This window comes from Geomonas ferrireducens (assembly GCF_004917065.1).
In the GTDB taxonomy this organism is placed as follows: Bacteria; Desulfobacterota; Desulfuromonadia; order Geobacterales; family Geobacteraceae; genus Geomonas; species Geomonas ferrireducens.
This window is the reverse complement of the sequence record NZ_SSYA01000002.1, coordinates 1,053,276-1,069,877: the sequence shown is the minus strand read 5'-3', so window position 1 is coordinate 1,069,877 and position 16,602 is coordinate 1,053,276. Positions and strand designations below refer to the sequence as shown.

Genomic DNA, 16,602 nt, shown 5'->3' with positions numbered 1-16,602 from the left:
TGCCCTCTCTTATTTTTCTATGCTTATTCTCTCCCTGGAATCTTCATGTGACGAAACGGCGGCTGCCGTGGTCAAAGACGGCAGGACCGTCCTTTCCAGCATCGTCGCCTCCCAGATCAGCGTCCACGCCGAATACGGCGGCGTGGTCCCGGAAATAGCGTCCCGGCAGCACCTTGAGGCGGTCTCGGTGGTCATCGAGGAGGCGCTTAGTGAGGCCGGGGTGGGGCTCTCCGAGATCGAAGGGGTCGCGGTGACCCAGGGACCCGGGCTTGCCGGCGCCCTCCTGGTCGGCATCTCCGCCGCCAAAGGGCTCTCCTTCGGGCGCGGCATCCCGCTCGTCGGGGTGAACCACATCGAGGGGCACCTCCTTGCCGTCTTCCTTGAGCAGCCGGTCGAGTTTCCCTTCCTGGCCCTTGCCGTTTCCGGCGGGCATTCGCACCTGTACCGCGTGGACGGCGTCGGGCGCTATAAGACGCTCGGCCAGACCGTGGACGACGCGGCCGGTGAGGCCTTCGACAAGGTGGCTAAACTGATCGGGCTTCCGTACCCGGGGGGTGTCGCCATCGACCGGCTTGCCGCTACAGGGAACCCCGAAGCGATCAAGTTCCCGCGCCCGCTTCTGCACGACGGAACCTTCAACTTCAGCTTCTCGGGGTTAAAGACCGCGGTGCTCACCCACGTGAACAGGCACCCCGAGGCCAAGGAGGCGGGGATCAACGACCTCGCCGCCTCCTTCCAGGAGGCGGTCTGCGACGTCCTCACCAAAAAGACCGCCGCGGCGGTTGCGGCAACCGGCATCAAGCGTCTCGTGGTCGCCGGGGGCGTTGCCTGCAACAGCGGTCTGCGTCGGTCCATGGCACGTTTCGCCGAAAAGGCCGGCGTCGAACTTTCGATACCCGCGCCCAAGCTTTGCGCCGACAACGCCGCCATGATCGCGGTGCCGGGCGACTACTACCTGTCCAACGGGATCACCAGCGGCTTCGACCTCGACGCCCTCCCGGTCTGGCCGCTCGACAAGCTCGCGGCGCGTTTCAAGGGAGGGGTATGATGGAGAAGCGGATCAAGGCTAAAAAGGAGTTCGGCCAGAACTTCCTCATCGACGACAACGTCCTTTCCCGTATCGTATCCTGCGTCGCGCCGACTCCGGAGGACTGCATCCTCGAAGTCGGGCCGGGGAGGGGGGCGCTCTCGCGGCTTCTCGTGGCGAGCGGGGCGCGTTTCGTCGCGGTCGAGTGGGACCGGGAGCTCATCCCCCTTTTGAACGCGGAGTTCGCCGGCAACGACCGGGTCGAGATCGGCCACGGCGACATCCTCAGGGTCGACCTGCGCCAGATCCTCACGAGCCGTGCCCCAGGCAGGAAATGGAAGGTGGCGGCAAACCTACCCTACAACATCTCCTCGCAGGTCCTCTTCAAGTTCATGGAGGAGTGCGATCTCTTCGAGGGGCTCGTGCTCATGCTGCAGAAGGAGGTAGGAGACCGCCTCACCGCCCCCCCGGGATGCAAGGAGTACGGCGCGCTCACCGTGCTTTTGCGGCTGCACTTCGACATCCGCCGCGAGTTCATCGTTAAACCCGGTTCCTTCCGCCCGATCCCGAAGGTCGATTCCGCCGTGCTCTCCTTCACGCCCCTTGCCGCGCCGCGTGTGGAGGTGGGGGACGAGGAACTCTTCAGGCGCGTGGTGAAGGGGGCCTTCAACCAGCGCAGGAAGACGCTTTTGAACTCGCTGCGCTCCGCCGGTTTCGACGACGTCGACGGGGCGCTCACCGCTGCACTTGCCGCCTGTTCCATCGACGGGAAGAGGCGCGGCGAGACTCTCTCGCTGGAGGAGTTCGCGGCGCTTTCCAGGGCGCTTTCGGCTGGGAAAACCTCTGGCTAAGCACCAATGAGTGTGCTATATAAGAATGCTAATCTTAACCCCGAGGAGGAGTTAACCTCATGAAGATATGTGTCATCGGTTCCGGTTATGTTGGCCTTGTCGCCGGCACCTGTTTTGCGGAGAGCGGTAACGACGTCGTCTGCGTCGACGTCGACGAACAGAAGATTGAAGGGCTGAAGCGCGGCATCATCCCGATCTACGAGCCTGGGCTCAAGGAGATGGTGCTCAGAAACCGCGAAGAGGGGCGCCTTAACTTCACCACCGACCTCGACGCAGCGGTGAAGGAGTCCCTGGTCTGCTTCATCGCCGTGGGAACCCCGCCGGGTGCCGACGGTTCCGCCGACCTGCAGTACGTTCTCGCCGTCGCCCGCAACATCGGGCGTGCCATGGAGAGCTTCAAGATCATCGTCGACAAGTCGACGGTACCGGTCGGCACCGCCGACAAGGTGCGCGCCGCCGTCGCCGAGGAGCTTGCCCTGCGCGGCACGCACATCGAGTTCGACGTCGTCTCCAACCCCGAGTTCCTCAAAGAAGGTGCGGCCATCGACGATTTCATGAAGCCGGACCGCGTCGTCATCGGCACCGACAACGTGCGTACCGCCGAGATCATGAAAGAGCTGTACTCCGCCTTCATGCGCAAGTCCAACCGCATGCTGGTGATGGACATCAGAAGCGCCGAGATGACCAAGTACGCCGCGAACGCCATGCTGGCGACCCGCATCACCTTCATGAACCAAGTGGCCAACCTCTGCGAGCTGATGGGTGCCGACGTCATGGCGGTGCGCGAGGGGATCGGCTCCGATTCGCGTATCGGCTACGACTTCCTCTTCCCCGGCGTCGGTTACGGCGGCTCCTGCTTCCCGAAGGACGTGAAGGCGCTCGTCAGGACCGCCGACGAGTGCAAATACGATTTCGTGCTGTTGAAGGCGGTCGAGGAGGCCAACGAGCGTCAAAAGCGCGTCCTCTCCGACAAGATCGAGCGCAGGCTCGGGCAGGGTGGGGCGAAGCCGCTTGCCGGCAAGAGCATCGCCGTCTGGGGGCTCTCCTTCAAGCCGCGCACCGACGACATGCGCGAGGCGCCGTCGCTCACCATCATCAACCGTCTTCTCGAGCTCGGTGCGACGGTGCAGGCGCACGACCCCGAGGCGCTCAACGAGGCGAAGAAGCACTTCGGCGACCGGATCGGGTACCACATGAACCAGTACGAGCCGCTCAAGGGGGCCGACGGCCTGGTCATCATCACCGAGTGGAACGAGTACAGAAATCCCGACTTCGACAGGATCAAGAAGCTCCTGGTCAACCCGGTCATCTTCGACGGCAGGAACCTGTACCAGCCGGAGCGTATGCGCGAGATCGGCTTCGAGTATCTTCCCATCGGCAGAAACGGCGCGGCCGTCTGCGAGATGGAGTAGCTTAACGGCCGTTCAACGTTCAGCGTTCAACGTTCAACATGTGCTTTTGTAACCGCGCCTTTTCCCCGCGGCATGTTCGTTAACTCGAAAGTCAGGGAAAAGCTGCAATTAAGGTATAAAGCCCGTTGAACGTCTAACGTTGAACGTTGAACGGCCTCTGAGAGGTTCTATGCGCGTCTTGGTCACCGGCGGCGCCGGTTTCATCGGATCACATCTTTGCGAGAGGCTCCTCAAAGAGGGACACGAGGTCATCTGCCTCGACAACTTCTTCACCGGGAGCAAGCGCAACATCTCGCACCTCTTGGACCACAACGACTTCGAACTGGTCCGCCACGACGTGACCGAACCGATCCTCCTCGAGGTGGACCGGATCTACAACCTCGCTTGCCCCGCCTCGCCGATCCACTACCAGTACAACCCGGTGAAGACGATCAAGACAAGCGTGATGGGCGCAATCAACATGCTCGGCATCGCCAAGAGGGTGCGCGCCAGGATCCTGCAGGCGTCGACCTCGGAGGTGTACGGCGATCCCCAGGTGCACCCGCAGACCGAGGCGTACTGGGGCAACGTCAACACGCTCGGGATCAGGAGCTGCTACGACGAGGGAAAGCGCGTCGCCGAGACGCTCATGATGGATTACCACCGCCAGAACCACGTCGACATCAGGATCATCCGGATCTTCAACACCTACGGGCCGAAGATGGCCGAAAACGACGGACGTGTGGTCTCAAACTTCATCCTCCAGGCGCTCAGGGGCGAGGACATCACCGTCTACGGCGAGGGGGCGCAGACCCGCTCTTTCTGCTTCGTCTCCGATCTCGTCGAGGGGATGATACGCATGATGGAAACCCCTGGCTTCACCGGTCCGGTTAACCTCGGAAACCCCGCGGAAACGACCATCCTCGAGTTCGCGAAGAAGATCATCGCCCTGACCGGGTCGTCATCGCGCATCGTCTATCGGCCGCTGCCGGCGGACGACCCGAAACAGCGACAGCCCGACATCTCGCTGGCGAAGCAGATGCTCGGCTGGGAACCCACGGTGTGCGTCGACGACGGGCTCAAACAGACCATCGACTACTTCCGCTCGGTCCTCACCACGGCATAGGAACGCATGCAGAAAAGTCTATTTCTCGCACCTGCAGCAGTGATCATCTTCATCCTCTACTTCACCGTCTTCGGTGACCGGGGACTTCTGCGCATCAACCACCTGCACCGCGACCTCGACGACATGCAGAAGCACCTTAGCGAGCTGAAAGAGGAAAACGACAAGCTCAAGCGCGAGATCGCAGCGCTGCAGTCGGACCGGCGCTACCTGGAAAGCATCGCGCGGCGCGATTTCGGCCTCGTGCGCGGCAACGAGGTGATCTACCAGTTCCCGGGGGGGAAAGGTGGCAACGGTGCGGGGGCTCAACCCGCTCCGGCACCGGCCGCGCAGCAGCCTGCCGCGCCCGCGCCCGCCGGCGGCAGGGAAGGCCCGCACGCGGCGCCTGCGACCCCCGCCGCGGCACAGAAGGCAAAGACCGGTAAGTAGGACGGGTAGGGGAAGTAAGCCGCCCGACAAGGGCGAAAGGGGAAGACGATGATTCAGGCAGGAAAACAGCATTGTGTGGTCTGCGCCTGGCGCGAACACTGCTCCAAGAAATTCTGCGTGGCCGACGGCGGCGCCCGCTGCCCCGATTTCACGCGAGACGTTACGATAAAGGCCGTGCCCGACACGGAACAGGAAAAGGAAAGGGAGGAGAAGATATGAAGGAGCAGCTGCGCGCATGCATCCTGAAGGGAATCGAGGGGTGTTTCGCCGACGGCACGCTCACCTCTGGTGTGGTCCCGGCCATCAGCGTGGAGAAACCGGCGCACGCCGAGCACGGAGATTTCGCAACCAACGTCGCCATGCAGATGGCCAAGCAGGAGCGCAAGGCGCCCCGCGCCGTCGCCGATGTGCTGGTCAAAAAACTCGCCGAGGCCTCGGACCTGATCGAGTCGGTCGAGATCGCGGGGCCCGGTTTCATCAACTTCTTCATCAAGGATTCCGCCTGGAGAAAGGTGCTGAGCGACATCGACCGGGCCGGTGACCAGTACGGCAAGAGCCTGGTCGGCGCGGGCAAGAAGGTCCAGGTCGAGTTCGTGAGCGCGAACCCCACCGGTCCGCTGCACATAGGGCACGGCCGCGGCGCCGCGACCGGCGACGCCGTCGCATCGCTTCTGTGCGCGGCAGGCTTTAACGTGCAGCGCGAGTACTACATCAACGACGCCGGCAACCAGATGAACACCCTCGGCCTCTCCGGGCTTCTGCGCTACAAGGAGCTCTTAGGCGAGAAGATCGACTTCCCGGAAAACTGTTACCAGGGGGACTACATCAAGGACATCGCCCGCGACGCCATCGCGAAGCACGGCGACCGTTTCCTGAACGCGCCCCAGGAGGAGGGTGTCGCCTTCTTCGCCAAGATGGGGGGCGACCTGATCCTTAAGGGGATCGACCAGGACCTGCAGGACTTCGGCATCCGCTTCGACAACTGGTTCTCGGAGCAGTCGCTCTTCGACGAGGGGAAGGTCCCCACGGCGATCGCCGAGATGCAGGAGAAGGGGCACATCTACGAGCAGGACGGCGCGCTCTGGTTCAAGACCACCGAATTCGGTGACGACAAGGACCGCGTCGTGGTCAGAAGTAACGGCGTGACCACCTACTTCGCCTCCGACATCGCCTATCACCGCGACAAGTTCGCGCGCGGCTTCGACTGGGTCATCGACGTATGGGGAGCGGACCACCACGGTTACGTCCCGAGGCTCAAAAGCGTGGTGCAGGGGCTCGGCAGGAAGGCCGAGGACTTGGGCATCATCCTCGTGCAGCTAGTTTCCCTGCTGCGCGACGGCCAGCCGGTCGCCATGTCCACCAGAAGCGGTGAGTTCGTGACCTTGAAAGAGGTCGTCGACGAGGTCGGGTGCGACGCGGCACGCTTCTTCTTCCTCATGCGCCGCTCGGACAGCCAGCTCGACTTCGACCTCGAGCTCGCCAAGCGCCAGAGCAACGACAACCCGGTGTACTACGTGCAGTACGCCCACGCGCGCATCAGGAGCATCTTCGAAACGGCGAAAGAGCGCGGCGTGGTGCCCTGCTTCGACAACGTGCGCCTGGAGCTTCTGCAGACGGCCGACGACATGAGCCTCATCAAGAAGCTCTCCCTCTACCCGGAGATCCTCGAGGGGGCCGCGGTGAACTTCGAGCCGCACCGGATCACCTACTACCTGCAGGATCTTGCCGGCGAGTTCCACAGTTTCTACAACAAGAGCCGGGTCATCACCCCCGAAGAGCCGGAACTGACCCAGGCACGCCTGTTCCTCTTGCACTGCGTCGCCATCACGCTGAAGAACGCGCTGACGGTACTGGGGATTTCCGCCCCCGAGAGGATGTAGGAGGGGTCCCATGCGGCTTGACTACAGCGAAAAGATGACGGCGGTCCGGGACAGCGCGGAGAGAAACCGCCCCGTGCAGAAGAACCGCCCCCGGCGGGAACCGATCGGCGGCTTCCTGCTGGTCGCCTTGGTGCTGCTGGTCATAGGGTACGGGGCCGGGGTGCTCACGGGATGGTTCCTCTTCCACGGGAAAAACCCGCAGGCTGCCGTGCCGCCCGCCGCCCAGCAGGCGAAGGCGCCGGCCGCAGCACAGACACCGCAGGGCGCGGGAGCCGTCCCCGGTCAGCCGGGGCAGCCTGGGCAGCCCGCGCCGGATGTGCCGCTTACCTTCTACAAGACGCTCCCCTCGGGGGGCAAGGGTGCCATCGGGAGCGGCATCAACACGAAGCTTCCCGAGGTACTGCCGAAGTCCGCGCCTGCCACGCCGCAGGCGGCACCGGAGCAAAAGGCGGCACAGGCCGCACCCCCCGCAGGCAAGGGAGGGGACGCGAAACCCGCGGAGAAGGCTTCCGCGGCTGCCGCCGAAAAGCAGGCTGAGAAGCAGACGGGAGACGAGAAGCAGGCCGCCGAGCCCCGTTACCTCGTCCAGGTGGCGTCGTACAAGGACAAGCAGGAGGCCGAGTCGGCGCGCGCGAAGCTCACCGCGAAAGGGGTCGCCGCCTATGTCGTCGAGTCGAAGCTGAAGGACAAGGGGGTCTGGTACCGGATAAGGGTGGGCAAGCACCTCTCCAAACAGGAGGCCCAGCAGCTGGCCGGCAAGGTGGGTAGCGGCGCGGCCGTTGTCACCGAATAGCCTTTTGACGCACCAGATAGTTTTTGACCTTTTACCTCCAGCTCCCCATGGCGCTGGAGTTCTTCATTTGAGGACCAACACCGATGTGCGCCGTAATAACCATCAAGTGCCCGCACTGCAGGAAAGAGACGGAGCTGGCCGGAAATCCGTACCGCCCGTTTTGCTCCGAGCGGTGCAAGATGATCGACCTCGGTACCTGGGCCAGCGAGGGCTACCGCATCCCGGGAGAGAAGGCGCCGCAGCATGACGACGGCGACGAGGACGAGAACTAGCAGGTTCGCAGACATTTTGTGACACCGTATTTTATTGCAGCCATGCAATGATCAAAGCAGCAAAGGAGCCTTTCATGTCAGAAGTACGTCTCCGTTTCGCCCCGAGCCCGACCGGGTACCTTCATGTCGGAGGGGCGCGCACGGCGCTTTTCAACTGGCTTTTGGCCAGGAAACAGCACGGCACCTTCGTTCTCAGGATCGAGGATACCGACGTCACCCGCTCCACCCAGGAATCGGTCGACGCGATCTTCGAAGGGATGAAGTGGCTGGGGCTGGACTGGGACGAAGGTCCCTTCTTCCAGTCCGACTGCTTCCCGGTTTACAAGGAGTACATCGACAGGCTCGTCGCCGAGGGTAAGGCGTACAAGTGCTACTGCAGCGTAGAGGAACTGGAGGCCAAGCGCGAGAAGGCGCTCAAGGAAGGGGGCAAGCCGAAGTACGACGGCACCTGCCGTGATCTTCCGCCGCAGGAGGACGACGGCCGCCCGTACGTGATCCGCTTCAAGACCCCGAAGGAAGGGGTCACTTCCTGGAACGACCTGATCAAGGGGAAGATATCCTTCGAAAACGCCGAGCTCGATGACCTGATCATCCAGCGCACCGACGGTACCCCGACCTACAACTTCGTCGTCGTCGTCGACGACGTCACCATGAGGATGACCACCGTCATCCGCGGCGACGACCACGTGAACAACACGCCGCGCCAGATCCTCATCTACGAGGCCCTAGGTGCGCCGGTTCCGGTGTTCGCCCACGTGCCGATGATCCTCGGCGCCGACAAGGCGCGCCTCTCCAAGCGTCACGGCGCCACCTCGGTCATGGCATACCGCGATATGGGCTTTCTCCCCGAGGCGATGGTGAACTACCTGGTGCGTCTCGGCTGGAGCTACGGTGACGAGGAGATCTTCTCCCTCACCGACCTGATCGAGAAGTTCTCCATCGAGAACGTCGGCCGTTCCGCCGGTGTTTTCAACCCGGACAAACTTTTGTGGCTGAACGCCCACTACATCAAGACCGGCGACCCGGTACGTCTGGCGGACCTGCTGATCCCGTTCCTGAAGGAGCGCGGCGTGGATCCGGCACAGGGGGGACCCGACCTCGTGGCCGTGGTGAAGACCCTTCAGGAGCGCGCCAAGACCATGCTGGAGCTCGCCGACGGTGCGCTCTTCTACTACAGGGACGAGCTTTCCTACGACGAGCAGGGCGTGGCGAAGGCGTTCAACGCGGACACCCCGGCACTGCTTAACGCGCTGGTGGAGAAGCTCGCGGCACTCCCCGCGCTCGACGCACCGCAGATCGAGCAGGCATTCAAGGAACTGATGGCGGAGAAGGGGATCAAGCTCGGACAGGTAGGCCCCGCCGTGCGTCTCTCCCTTTCCGGCACCACCGCGTCTCCCGGCATCTACGAGATGATCGAGGTGCTAGGCCTTGCCGAGACCAAAAAACGCATAGAGCGCGCCATCTCGGTGCTTTGCCGCTAGCCGGCGAAAAGGAAGGGCCGCAACAAGAAAGGAGGGTGCCCATCGGGCGCCCTCCTTTTCTTTTAAAGCGAGACAAAAGAAGGCCTGCAGCGGACGAGCCGGCTGCAGGCCATGGCATTACATGCTTCTTTGTGTGGCTTAGGCCGGGGAGATTGCGCTCACCGGGCAGGTGTCTACGCAAGCGCCGCAGTCGATGCAGGTATCCGCAGCGATGGCCCTTTTGCTGCCAGCCTCGCTAATGGCGTTAACCGGGCAGGAATCGTCGCAGGCGCCGCAGTTGATGCATTCGTCGCTAATGGTATGTGCCAATGTGTTCACCTCCTCTACCTAGGGTAAAAAGTCAGGAGGAAACTAGCACAGCGCTCGCAAAAAGTCCACCATAAAGCTGTAGACAATAAACTGCTAATCAGGAGAAAAATCTTGAACTGAGGACGACTCTACTGTATATATAAAAAAAGGTTTTATTTGTGACTTTTTTGCCCTAGAGGTTTGTACCCGGTTTCCATGGGCGAATTACACGTATGGGGGACGCTAACTGATGGATATATTGGCACTTAACTGCGGTAGTTCTTCGGTAAAATACCAGTTGTTTGACTGGGATAAAAAAGTGGTGGTAGCCAAGGGTATGGTGGAGCGCGTGGTGATCGGCGACTCCTTCATCCTGCATGAGGTTCCGGGGCGCGAAACCTACCGGGAAGACTCAGATTGTCCCGACCACAAGACCGCAGTTGACCTGATCCTGAGGACGCTTACCTCCCCCGAGTACGGGGTGCTTAAAGACATCAAGCAGATCGCCGCAGTAGGCCACCGCGTGGTGCACGGCGGCGAGAAGTTCACCAAGTCCGTTCTCATCGACGATGAGGTGCTTGCCGCGGTGACCGAGGTGCAGCATCTGGCACCGCTGCACAACCCGCCCAACATCGCCGGCATCGAGGGCGCCATGGCCGTCCTTCCGGACGTTCCCCAGATTGCCATTTTCGATACGGCGTTTCATCAAACTATGCCCGAGCAGGCGTACCTCTATCCGCTTCCCTACGAGTGGTACGAGAAGTACGGCGTGAGGCGCTACGGTTTCCACGGAACCTCGCACCTCTACGTTTCCAAGCGCATCGCCGCGATCCTCGGCAAGCCCGCCAGCGAGTGCAACGTGATCACCATGCACATCGGCAACGGCGTGTCCCACTGCGCGATCAAAAATGGCGTATCCGTCGACACGAGCATGGGGCTCACCCCGCTTGAAGGCGCCATGATGGGGACCCGCTGCGGTGACATCGATCCGGCCATCCCGGCGTTCATGATGCAGAAGGAGAACCTCTCCGCCAAGGAGATCGACTCCATCCTCAACAAGAAAAGCGGCGTCATCGGCATCACCGGGCGTTTCACCGACCGCCGTGACGTCATCGAAAACGCCAACGCAGGGGACCGTCTCTGTGCGCTCGCCCTGGACATCGAGGCGTACCGGCTCAAGAAGTACATCGGCTCCTACATGGCCGTTGTCGGAAGGCTCGATGCCGTGGTGTTCACTGCCGGGGTAGGGGAGATGGGTGCGCCGATCAGGGCTCGGGCCCTGTCCGGGCTGGAGCACCTGGGGATCATCCTCGATCCCGAGAGAAACGCCTCCGCCATGACCAGGAAGCGCGAGACGCTGATCACCACCGACGACTCCAAGGTGAAGGTGTACGTCATCCCGACCGATGAGGAGCTTGTCTTCACCGAGGACGTGGCGGCAATTCTGGACGGCACCTACACCGACCATATGAGCTTCGAGTACAGCTTCTCCAAGCCCGACTTCGTAAGGAAGTAGAGGCGCGGCAGGCAAGACAGTAAAAAGGCCGGCGGGAGGATTTCCCGCCGGCCTTTTTGTGTTTTGAATCGGCCGCCGCCGAATGACAGCGGCCGGTTGGTCCGAGTGTGGGCGCTGCTAGCCCTGCGCCTGCACCGCGGTGATTGCGGTGACGTCGACGATGTCCTGCACGGAGCAACCGCGGGAGAGGTCGTTGACCGGCTTCGCGAGCCCCTGGATCACCGGGCCGATGGCCTTGGCGCCGGCTAAACGCTCAACGAGCTTGTAGGCGATGTTGCCGGCGTCGAGATCGGGGAACACCAATACGTTGGCCTTACCGGCGACACCGCTCGCCGGGGCTTTTTTCGCACCAACGGCAGGGATCAGGGCGGCATCCGCCTGCAGCTCGCCGTCGATGGAAAGCTCCGGATCCATCCCCTTGGCGATTTCCAGCGCCTTCAGTACCTTGTCGGCATCCGGGTGGCTTGCGCTTCCCTTGGTCGAGAAGGAGAGCATGGCGACGCGGGCCGGCACGTCGAGGAACGACTTGCAGTTCTTTGCGGTGGCGATGGCGATCTCAGCGAGGGCCTGGGCGTCCGGGTTCGGGTTAACCGCGCAGTCGGCGAAGAGGATCACGCCGTTTTCCCCGAAGTTGGGGGTCTGCGTGGCCATGAGGAAGAAAGAGGAAACGGTCTTGATGCCGGGGGAGGGGCCGACGGTCTGGAAGGCGGCACGGAGCACGTCGCCGGTGGTTCCGGTTGCACCGGCCACCTCGCCGTCGGCGTCACCTTCACGCACCATCATGCCGGCAAAGTAGAGGTTGTCGTCGGCGGTCAGCAGCTGCTGGGCCTGCTGCGGGGTAAGCCCTTTTGCTTTCCTCAGTTCCACGAGTTTCCCGACGTAGGAATCGAGCTTGGGGGAAGTGGCGGGATCCACGATCTCGACGCCGGAGAGGCTCACACCCTTGGCGGCGGCCGCCTCGAGGACTTTCTCGGGGTTGCCCAGTAGCACGATCTTGGCCAAACCTTGTTCCACGATCTGCTGTGCGGCGAAGAGCATCCTCTCGTCATAGCTCTCGGGTAAGACCACAGTCTTCAGGTTAGATTTAGCCTTCTCGTGAATCTGCTTTACCAACGGCATGTTTATCCCTCCGCAAGTTGATTTTAAAACTGCGTTAGATATATAACCCAGTAGGAGGGATCGGTCAATAGAAAAGCCGGTATCGCGGGGTCAACTGGGCATGGGAGTGCCGCATTCCTCCGGGTCACCCTGCAGCTTGGCGACCGTGTGCGGCACCGCCGCCCAGACGAAGCCGATGTTCTCGGTGGCGCCCTTGGGGCTTCCCGGGAGGTTGATGATCAGGGTGTTTTTCCTGATGCCCGCGACGGCCCGGGAGATGATGGCATGCGGGGTCTTCTTGAGGCTTTCCATGCGCATGACCTCGCCGAAGCCTGGGAGCAGGCGGTCCACCACGCGTTCAGTCGCCTCGGGGGTGACGTCGCGCGGGGAGACGCCGGTCCCGCCGGTGGTGAGGATCAAGTCGTAAGCGCCGCTGTCGGACCACTCAACGAGCTTCTCCGAGATGAGGGGGGCCTCGTCGGGGATCACTTCGGTGCAGGTGACGCTGACGCCGCGCTCTTCGAGCCAGCTTTTCAGTGCCGGGCCGCTGCCGTCGGCGCGCTCCCCGGTAGAACAGCGATCGCTGAGGGTGAGGATGGCTGCTTTCATGGTGCTGATTCTCCTTTTTCTTGCCCGGTCGGCTACGCCTCGCGCTTGTAGACGCCGCTCTTGCCGCCTTCCTTGTAATGCAGCTTGACGTCGGAGATGACGATCCCCTTGTCGCTCCCCTTGCACATGTCGTACACGGTGAGGGCGGCGATCGTGGCCGCGGTCATCGCTTCCATTTCTACGCCGGTCCGCTCGAAGGCGCGAACGGTTGCCATGACGCCGATGGTGCCTTCGGTCTCGTTCACCTCGAACTCTATGGCCACGTGGTGGATGGCAAGCGGGTGGGAAAGGGGGATGAGGTCCGGGGTCTTCTTGGCTCCGGCAATGCCGGAAAGCCGCGCGACGCCCAAGACGTCACCTTTGGCCATCCTGCCGGAGACGATCGACTGCACAGTCTCGGGCTTTAGGGTCAATACGGCGCCCGCTACCGCGGTGCGCATGGTCGGGGTCTTCTGGCTCACGTCCACCATGATGGCGTTGCCGCTGGCGTCGAAATGGTTGAATGACATCTATACCTCCAGTTCCAGGGTCGGGTCGAGCAGATGCAGGTCTACTTCCTCGCCGGCGGTAAATTCGGTCCGGTCGGCGGGAAGCAATGCGAGGGCGTTGCAGCGCAGCATGGTCTTCAATATGCCGGTGTTCTGGTCCCCTGAGGTGCTGGCGACGTAGCGGCCGTTCTCCAGGGTCACGTGCACGCGCAGGAAGTTAAGCTTCCCTGCCTTCTTGCGGGCACCCTCCTTGAGCACACCGGGCACGGTGCGCCGGAACACCTTCTCGTGTCCCATCATCCGCAAAAGGGCGGGGCGGGCGAACTCCTCGAAGGTGATCATGGTGGAGACCGGGTTGCCGGGAAGCGAAAAGACCGGGACGCTTCCTTTCATGCCGAAGGCGGTCGGACCGCCAGGCTTGATGCCAGGCTTCCAGAACTTCTCCGCCACGCCGAGCTCGGCCAAGACCTCGCGCACGAGATCCCGATCGCCTGCGGAGACACCGGCGGAGGTGATCAGGACGTCCGCCTTCAGCCCCTCGGCAAGAAGCGCCCTATGGCTCTCCCGGTCGTCACGTGCGATTCCCAGTATGACGGGCTCGGCGCCGCAGAGCTTGATCGCAGTGGCGAGCGCCAGGGTGTTGCTGTTGACGATCTGGCTCGCGGTCGGCTCGGTGCCGACGTCGACGAGCTCGTCGCCGGTGGATAGGATCGCTACACGCACCTTGCGGTACACCGGGACGAGCACCGCGGAGAACGACGCGAGGAGGCTCACCTGGGGCGGTCCGAGCAGCGTTCCTTTCGTGATGACGGTGTCGCCGCTTGCGACATCCTCGCCCTTGAAACGGATGTGGTCGTGCCTTTTCACCTGTTGCAGCAGCTTGACCGTCTCGGCGGTCGCCTCGGTCTCCTCTATGGGCACCACGGCGTCGGCGCCGGGGGGGATCGGGGCCCCGGTCATGATCCTCGCGGCGCAGCCTGGTGCAATCGCCTCGTCGGAGCTTACGCCTGCGGGGATGTAGTCGGTCACCTTGAGAACGGTGCCTGGCGCGCAGTCAGCGCTGCGTACCGCGAAGCCGTCCATGGCGGAATTGTCCCAGCGCGGCATGTCCTTCGGGGTGACGTAATCCTCGGCGAGGACGCGTCCGGCCGCCTCGAGAAGAAGGACCTTTTCCACCCCGGCCGGGGCGACATGATCGACGACCATCCGTCTGGCCTGCTCGTAGTTTGTCATCGTTACCTCGTCATTGCTGTTTGATAAAGAAAAAGGCCCGATTCCGTGAAAAGGAAAGGGCCCCCTGGCGCAAGCGGTGGCTTTCTCCTTTCCAAAAGGGAGGCGGTGCCGTTTCCGGCAGCACCCATCGGCCGCGGCACCGTGGGGAAGCTCCCTTTAGACGGCCGTGGCTCGGAGACAGATCTGCTTATTCTGGTTTCCATAGCATATTCCCAAGAAAATAAACAATTATTTTGCCTTAAGCGTCCGTCACCCTGGTGTCGCCGACTGCGCAGGGAAGGGCGGTAAGTGCCTATCATAGCATGATTTTCTGCACGATACTCAATGCGTCGGTATGGCCGTATACTTTTTCAAGGCCTGCCACCGTGTGGGGCTTCTCCCTCATTAAGGGGGTTGATTTCCATTCGACAAACAGAGTATGGTTTTGATCGTGTCCCACATTTGCATGGGCGGCCCCGACGCCGCAGGTGCCCGGGGTGCCGTGCAAATAGCCAAAGCACAAAGGAAAATATGTCGCTCATCGATACCTACGGCAGGCGTATCAACTACCTGCGTCTTTCTGTGACGGACCGCTGCAACCTGCGCTGCAGCTACTGCATGCCCGAAGAGGGGGTGGAGAAGCTCGGCCACTGCGACGTGCTCTCCTACGAGGATCTGCTTCGGGTTTCCGCCGAGGCGGTCGCCGCCGGGATAGAGAAGATCCGGGTGACCGGTGGTGAACCGCTGGTACGAAAGGGGATTCTCGACTTCCTCGCGAGCTTAGCCGCCCTCCCAGGGCTCAAGGAACTCGTGCTCACCACGAACGGGCTTCTTTTGAAGGAGATGGCACAGGGGCTCAAGGACGCCGGGGTACAGCGCCTGAACATCAGCCTCGACTCGCTAAAACCCGAGACCTTCGCGGCGATCACCCGCGGCGGCGACCTGCAGCGCGTGCTGGACGGCATCGAGGAGGCGGAGCGGGTCGGCTTCCCGCCGCACAAGATCAACGTGGTGGTGATGCGCGGGGTGAACGACGACGAGATCCTCGACTTCGCCGAGCTGACCCTGAAGCGTCCCTACGCGGTCCGTTTCATCGAGTACATGCCCACCTGCGGCGACGCCGATTGGCGCGACCTTACCGTCCCCGGCGCCGAGATCCGGGAGAGGATCGCGCAGAGGTACACCATCGAGGAGGGGGGTAGCACCGAACGCTCCGGCCCCGCCAGGAACTTCCGGATCAAGGGGGCGCCCGGTTCCCTCGGGATCATCACCGCAATGACCGGGCACTTCTGCGAGGGGTGCAACCGGCTGCGGGTGACCGCCGCCGGGGTTGCCAAGGGATGCCTCTTCTCCGGCTCCGGCGTGGATCTGAAGCCGGTGCTTGCCACGGGTGATCCCGAGCTTTTGCGCCAGGAGATCCAGCGCATCGTCGCGGCGAAGCCGGGGCGCCACGAGGTTACCGACGAGGGTGTCGAAACGAAACCATTTGCCATGTCCCGTGTCGGGGGCTAGCCACAAGGAGATAACATGATCGGAAAGGTTGTCGCGGTTAACATCAGCACCAACAAAGGGGAGAGAAAGACCCCGGTACCCGAGGTAACCCTGCGCGAGGAGCACGGCATCGTGGGGGACGGTCACGCCGGCGACTGGCACCGCCAGATCAGCCTGCTGGCCCAGGAGAGCATCGCCAAGATGCAGGCGCTCGGGCTGGACGTGAAGGAGGGGGATTTCGCCGAGAACATCACCACCGAAGGGGTGGACCTCGTGAGCCTCCCGATCGGTTCGAAGATCGAACTCGGGGAGACGCTCCTCGAGGTGACCCAGATCGGCAAGGAATGTCACACCCGCTGCGCCATCTACTACCAGGCCGGGGACTGCGTCATGCCCAAGGAGGGGATCTTCGCCAGGGTGCTGAAGGGCGGGGTGGTGCGAGCGGGGGACCGGGTAGCTACCGGCAGCTAAGGAGCGGCGTTCAGGGGTGCCCAGGCACCGGCTGCCAGGCGCCGGCTGCTGAGGACCGGCGTGCCTGCTTCTTGTGGACCACATGGACCCGGTGGACCTTATGGACCTTGTGGACGCTCTTACTGATTGAAAAAAAGAAGGGCCGCGGTGCGTTTTGCGCCGACGGCCCTTCTTTGCTTTAA

The 16,602-nt window shown here is 62.5% G+C and carries 18 protein-coding genes and 1 riboswitch; of the genes, 13 read left to right on the top strand and 5 right to left on the bottom strand.

Annotated features, from left to right (window positions below; all coding sequences use genetic code 11):
- Positions 1-19 precede the first annotated feature (19 nt).
- From tsaD to gltX, 10 genes are all read left to right on the top strand, one after another.
- Positions 20-1,048: a tRNA (adenosine(37)-N6)-threonylcarbamoyltransferase complex transferase subunit TsaD gene (gene tsaD / locus E8L22_RS13480; RefSeq protein ID WP_136525663.1), complete on the top strand. Its 1,029-nt coding sequence runs from the start codon at positions 20-22 to the stop codon at positions 1,046-1,048.
- Positions 1,045-1,878 carry a 16S rRNA (adenine(1518)-N(6)/adenine(1519)-N(6))-dimethyltransferase RsmA gene (gene rsmA, locus E8L22_RS13475; RefSeq protein WP_198420159.1) on the top strand — a complete coding sequence of 278 codons (834 nt, stop codon included), beginning with the start codon at positions 1,045-1,047 and terminating at the stop codon, positions 1,876-1,878. Before tsaD ends, rsmA begins: the two co-directional genes overlap by 4 nt.
- 59 nt (positions 1,879-1,937) lie before the next feature.
- A complete protein-coding gene (locus E8L22_RS13470; protein ID WP_136525661.1) occupies positions 1,938-3,290 on the top strand; it encodes a UDP-glucose dehydrogenase family protein in 1,353 nt (450 codons plus the stop codon).
- A gap of 169 nt (positions 3,291-3,459) precedes the next feature.
- Complete coding sequence (locus tag E8L22_RS13465; RefSeq protein WP_136525660.1) at positions 3,460-4,395, top strand: UDP-glucuronic acid decarboxylase family protein; 936 nt, start codon at positions 3,460-3,462, stop codon at positions 4,393-4,395.
- Positions 4,396-4,401: 6 nt separating this feature from the next.
- Positions 4,402-4,821, top strand: coding sequence for an FtsB family cell division protein (locus tag E8L22_RS21750; RefSeq protein ID WP_246044645.1), 420 nt, complete (start codon positions 4,402-4,404; stop codon positions 4,819-4,821).
- 48 nt (positions 4,822-4,869) lie between these two features.
- A complete protein-coding gene (locus tag E8L22_RS21555) occupies positions 4,870-5,040 on the top strand; it encodes a hypothetical protein (RefSeq protein ID WP_135869675.1) in 171 nt (56 codons plus the stop codon).
- Positions 5,037-6,701, top strand: coding sequence for an arginine--tRNA ligase (gene argS, locus E8L22_RS13445; protein WP_136525659.1), 1,665 nt, complete (start codon positions 5,037-5,039; stop codon positions 6,699-6,701). The genes E8L22_RS21555 and argS overlap by 4 nt, the downstream gene beginning before the upstream one ends.
- Before the next feature lie 10 nt (positions 6,702-6,711).
- Positions 6,712-7,494: an SPOR domain-containing protein gene (locus tag E8L22_RS13440; RefSeq protein ID WP_136525658.1), complete on the top strand. Its 783-nt coding sequence runs from the start codon at positions 6,712-6,714 to the stop codon at positions 7,492-7,494.
- Positions 7,495-7,577: 83 nt separating this feature from the next.
- Positions 7,578-7,766: a DNA gyrase inhibitor YacG gene (locus E8L22_RS13435; RefSeq protein ID WP_136525657.1), complete on the top strand. Its 189-nt coding sequence runs from the start codon at positions 7,578-7,580 to the stop codon at positions 7,764-7,766.
- 74 nt (positions 7,767-7,840) lie between these two features.
- Positions 7,841-9,247 (top strand): glutamate--tRNA ligase, encoded by a 1,407-nt coding sequence (gene gltX, locus E8L22_RS13430; protein WP_136525656.1) that lies wholly within the window; start codon positions 7,841-7,843, stop codon positions 9,245-9,247.
- Positions 9,248-9,385: 138 nt separating this feature from the next.
- On the opposite strand, the gene E8L22_RS13425 is transcribed toward gltX, so the two are convergent.
- On the bottom strand, positions 9,386-9,556 hold the full coding sequence (locus tag E8L22_RS13425) for a DUF362 domain-containing protein (RefSeq protein ID WP_129126239.1): 171 nt from the start codon (positions 9,554-9,556) through the stop codon (positions 9,386-9,388).
- A 229-nt stretch (positions 9,557-9,785) separates the two neighbouring features.
- On the opposite strand from E8L22_RS13425, the gene E8L22_RS13420 reads away from it, so the two are divergent.
- Positions 9,786-11,051, top strand: a complete 1,266-nt coding sequence (locus E8L22_RS13420) for an acetate kinase (RefSeq protein WP_136525655.1) — start codon at positions 9,786-9,788, stop codon at positions 11,049-11,051.
- Between the two features lie 117 nt (positions 11,052-11,168).
- Here the strand turns inward: E8L22_RS13420 and pta are convergent, their stop codons facing one another.
- From pta to E8L22_RS13400, 4 genes are all read right to left on the bottom strand, one after another.
- Positions 11,169-12,170, bottom strand: coding sequence for a phosphate acetyltransferase (gene pta, locus E8L22_RS13415; protein WP_136525654.1), 1,002 nt, complete (start codon positions 12,168-12,170; stop codon positions 11,169-11,171).
- Between the two features lie 90 nt (positions 12,171-12,260).
- Entirely contained in the window at positions 12,261-12,758 is a 498-nt protein-coding gene (mog, locus tag E8L22_RS13410; RefSeq protein WP_136525653.1) for a molybdopterin adenylyltransferase, read from the bottom strand.
- 32 nt (positions 12,759-12,790) lie between these two features.
- Positions 12,791-13,267, bottom strand: coding sequence for a cyclic pyranopterin monophosphate synthase MoaC (gene moaC / locus E8L22_RS13405; protein WP_136525652.1), 477 nt, complete (start codon positions 13,265-13,267; stop codon positions 12,791-12,793).
- Positions 13,268-14,479 (bottom strand): molybdopterin molybdotransferase MoeA, encoded by a 1,212-nt coding sequence (locus tag E8L22_RS13400; RefSeq protein ID WP_136525651.1) that lies wholly within the window; start codon positions 14,477-14,479, stop codon positions 13,268-13,270.
- 67 nt (positions 14,480-14,546) lie between these two features.
- A riboswitch (molybdenum cofactor riboswitch) is annotated at positions 14,547-14,668 on the bottom strand.
- Between the two features lie 321 nt (positions 14,669-14,989).
- Between E8L22_RS13400 and moaA the strand changes: the two genes are divergently transcribed.
- Positions 14,990-15,970, top strand: coding sequence for a GTP 3',8-cyclase MoaA (gene moaA / locus E8L22_RS13395; protein ID WP_136525650.1), 981 nt, complete (start codon positions 14,990-14,992; stop codon positions 15,968-15,970).
- Positions 15,971-15,985: 15 nt separating this feature from the next.
- The gene (locus E8L22_RS13390) at positions 15,986-16,420 is read left to right on the top strand and encodes an MOSC domain-containing protein (protein WP_136525649.1); all 435 of its coding nucleotides are present in this window, start codon (positions 15,986-15,988) and stop codon (positions 16,418-16,420) included.
- Positions 16,421-16,602: the final 182 nt, after the last annotated feature.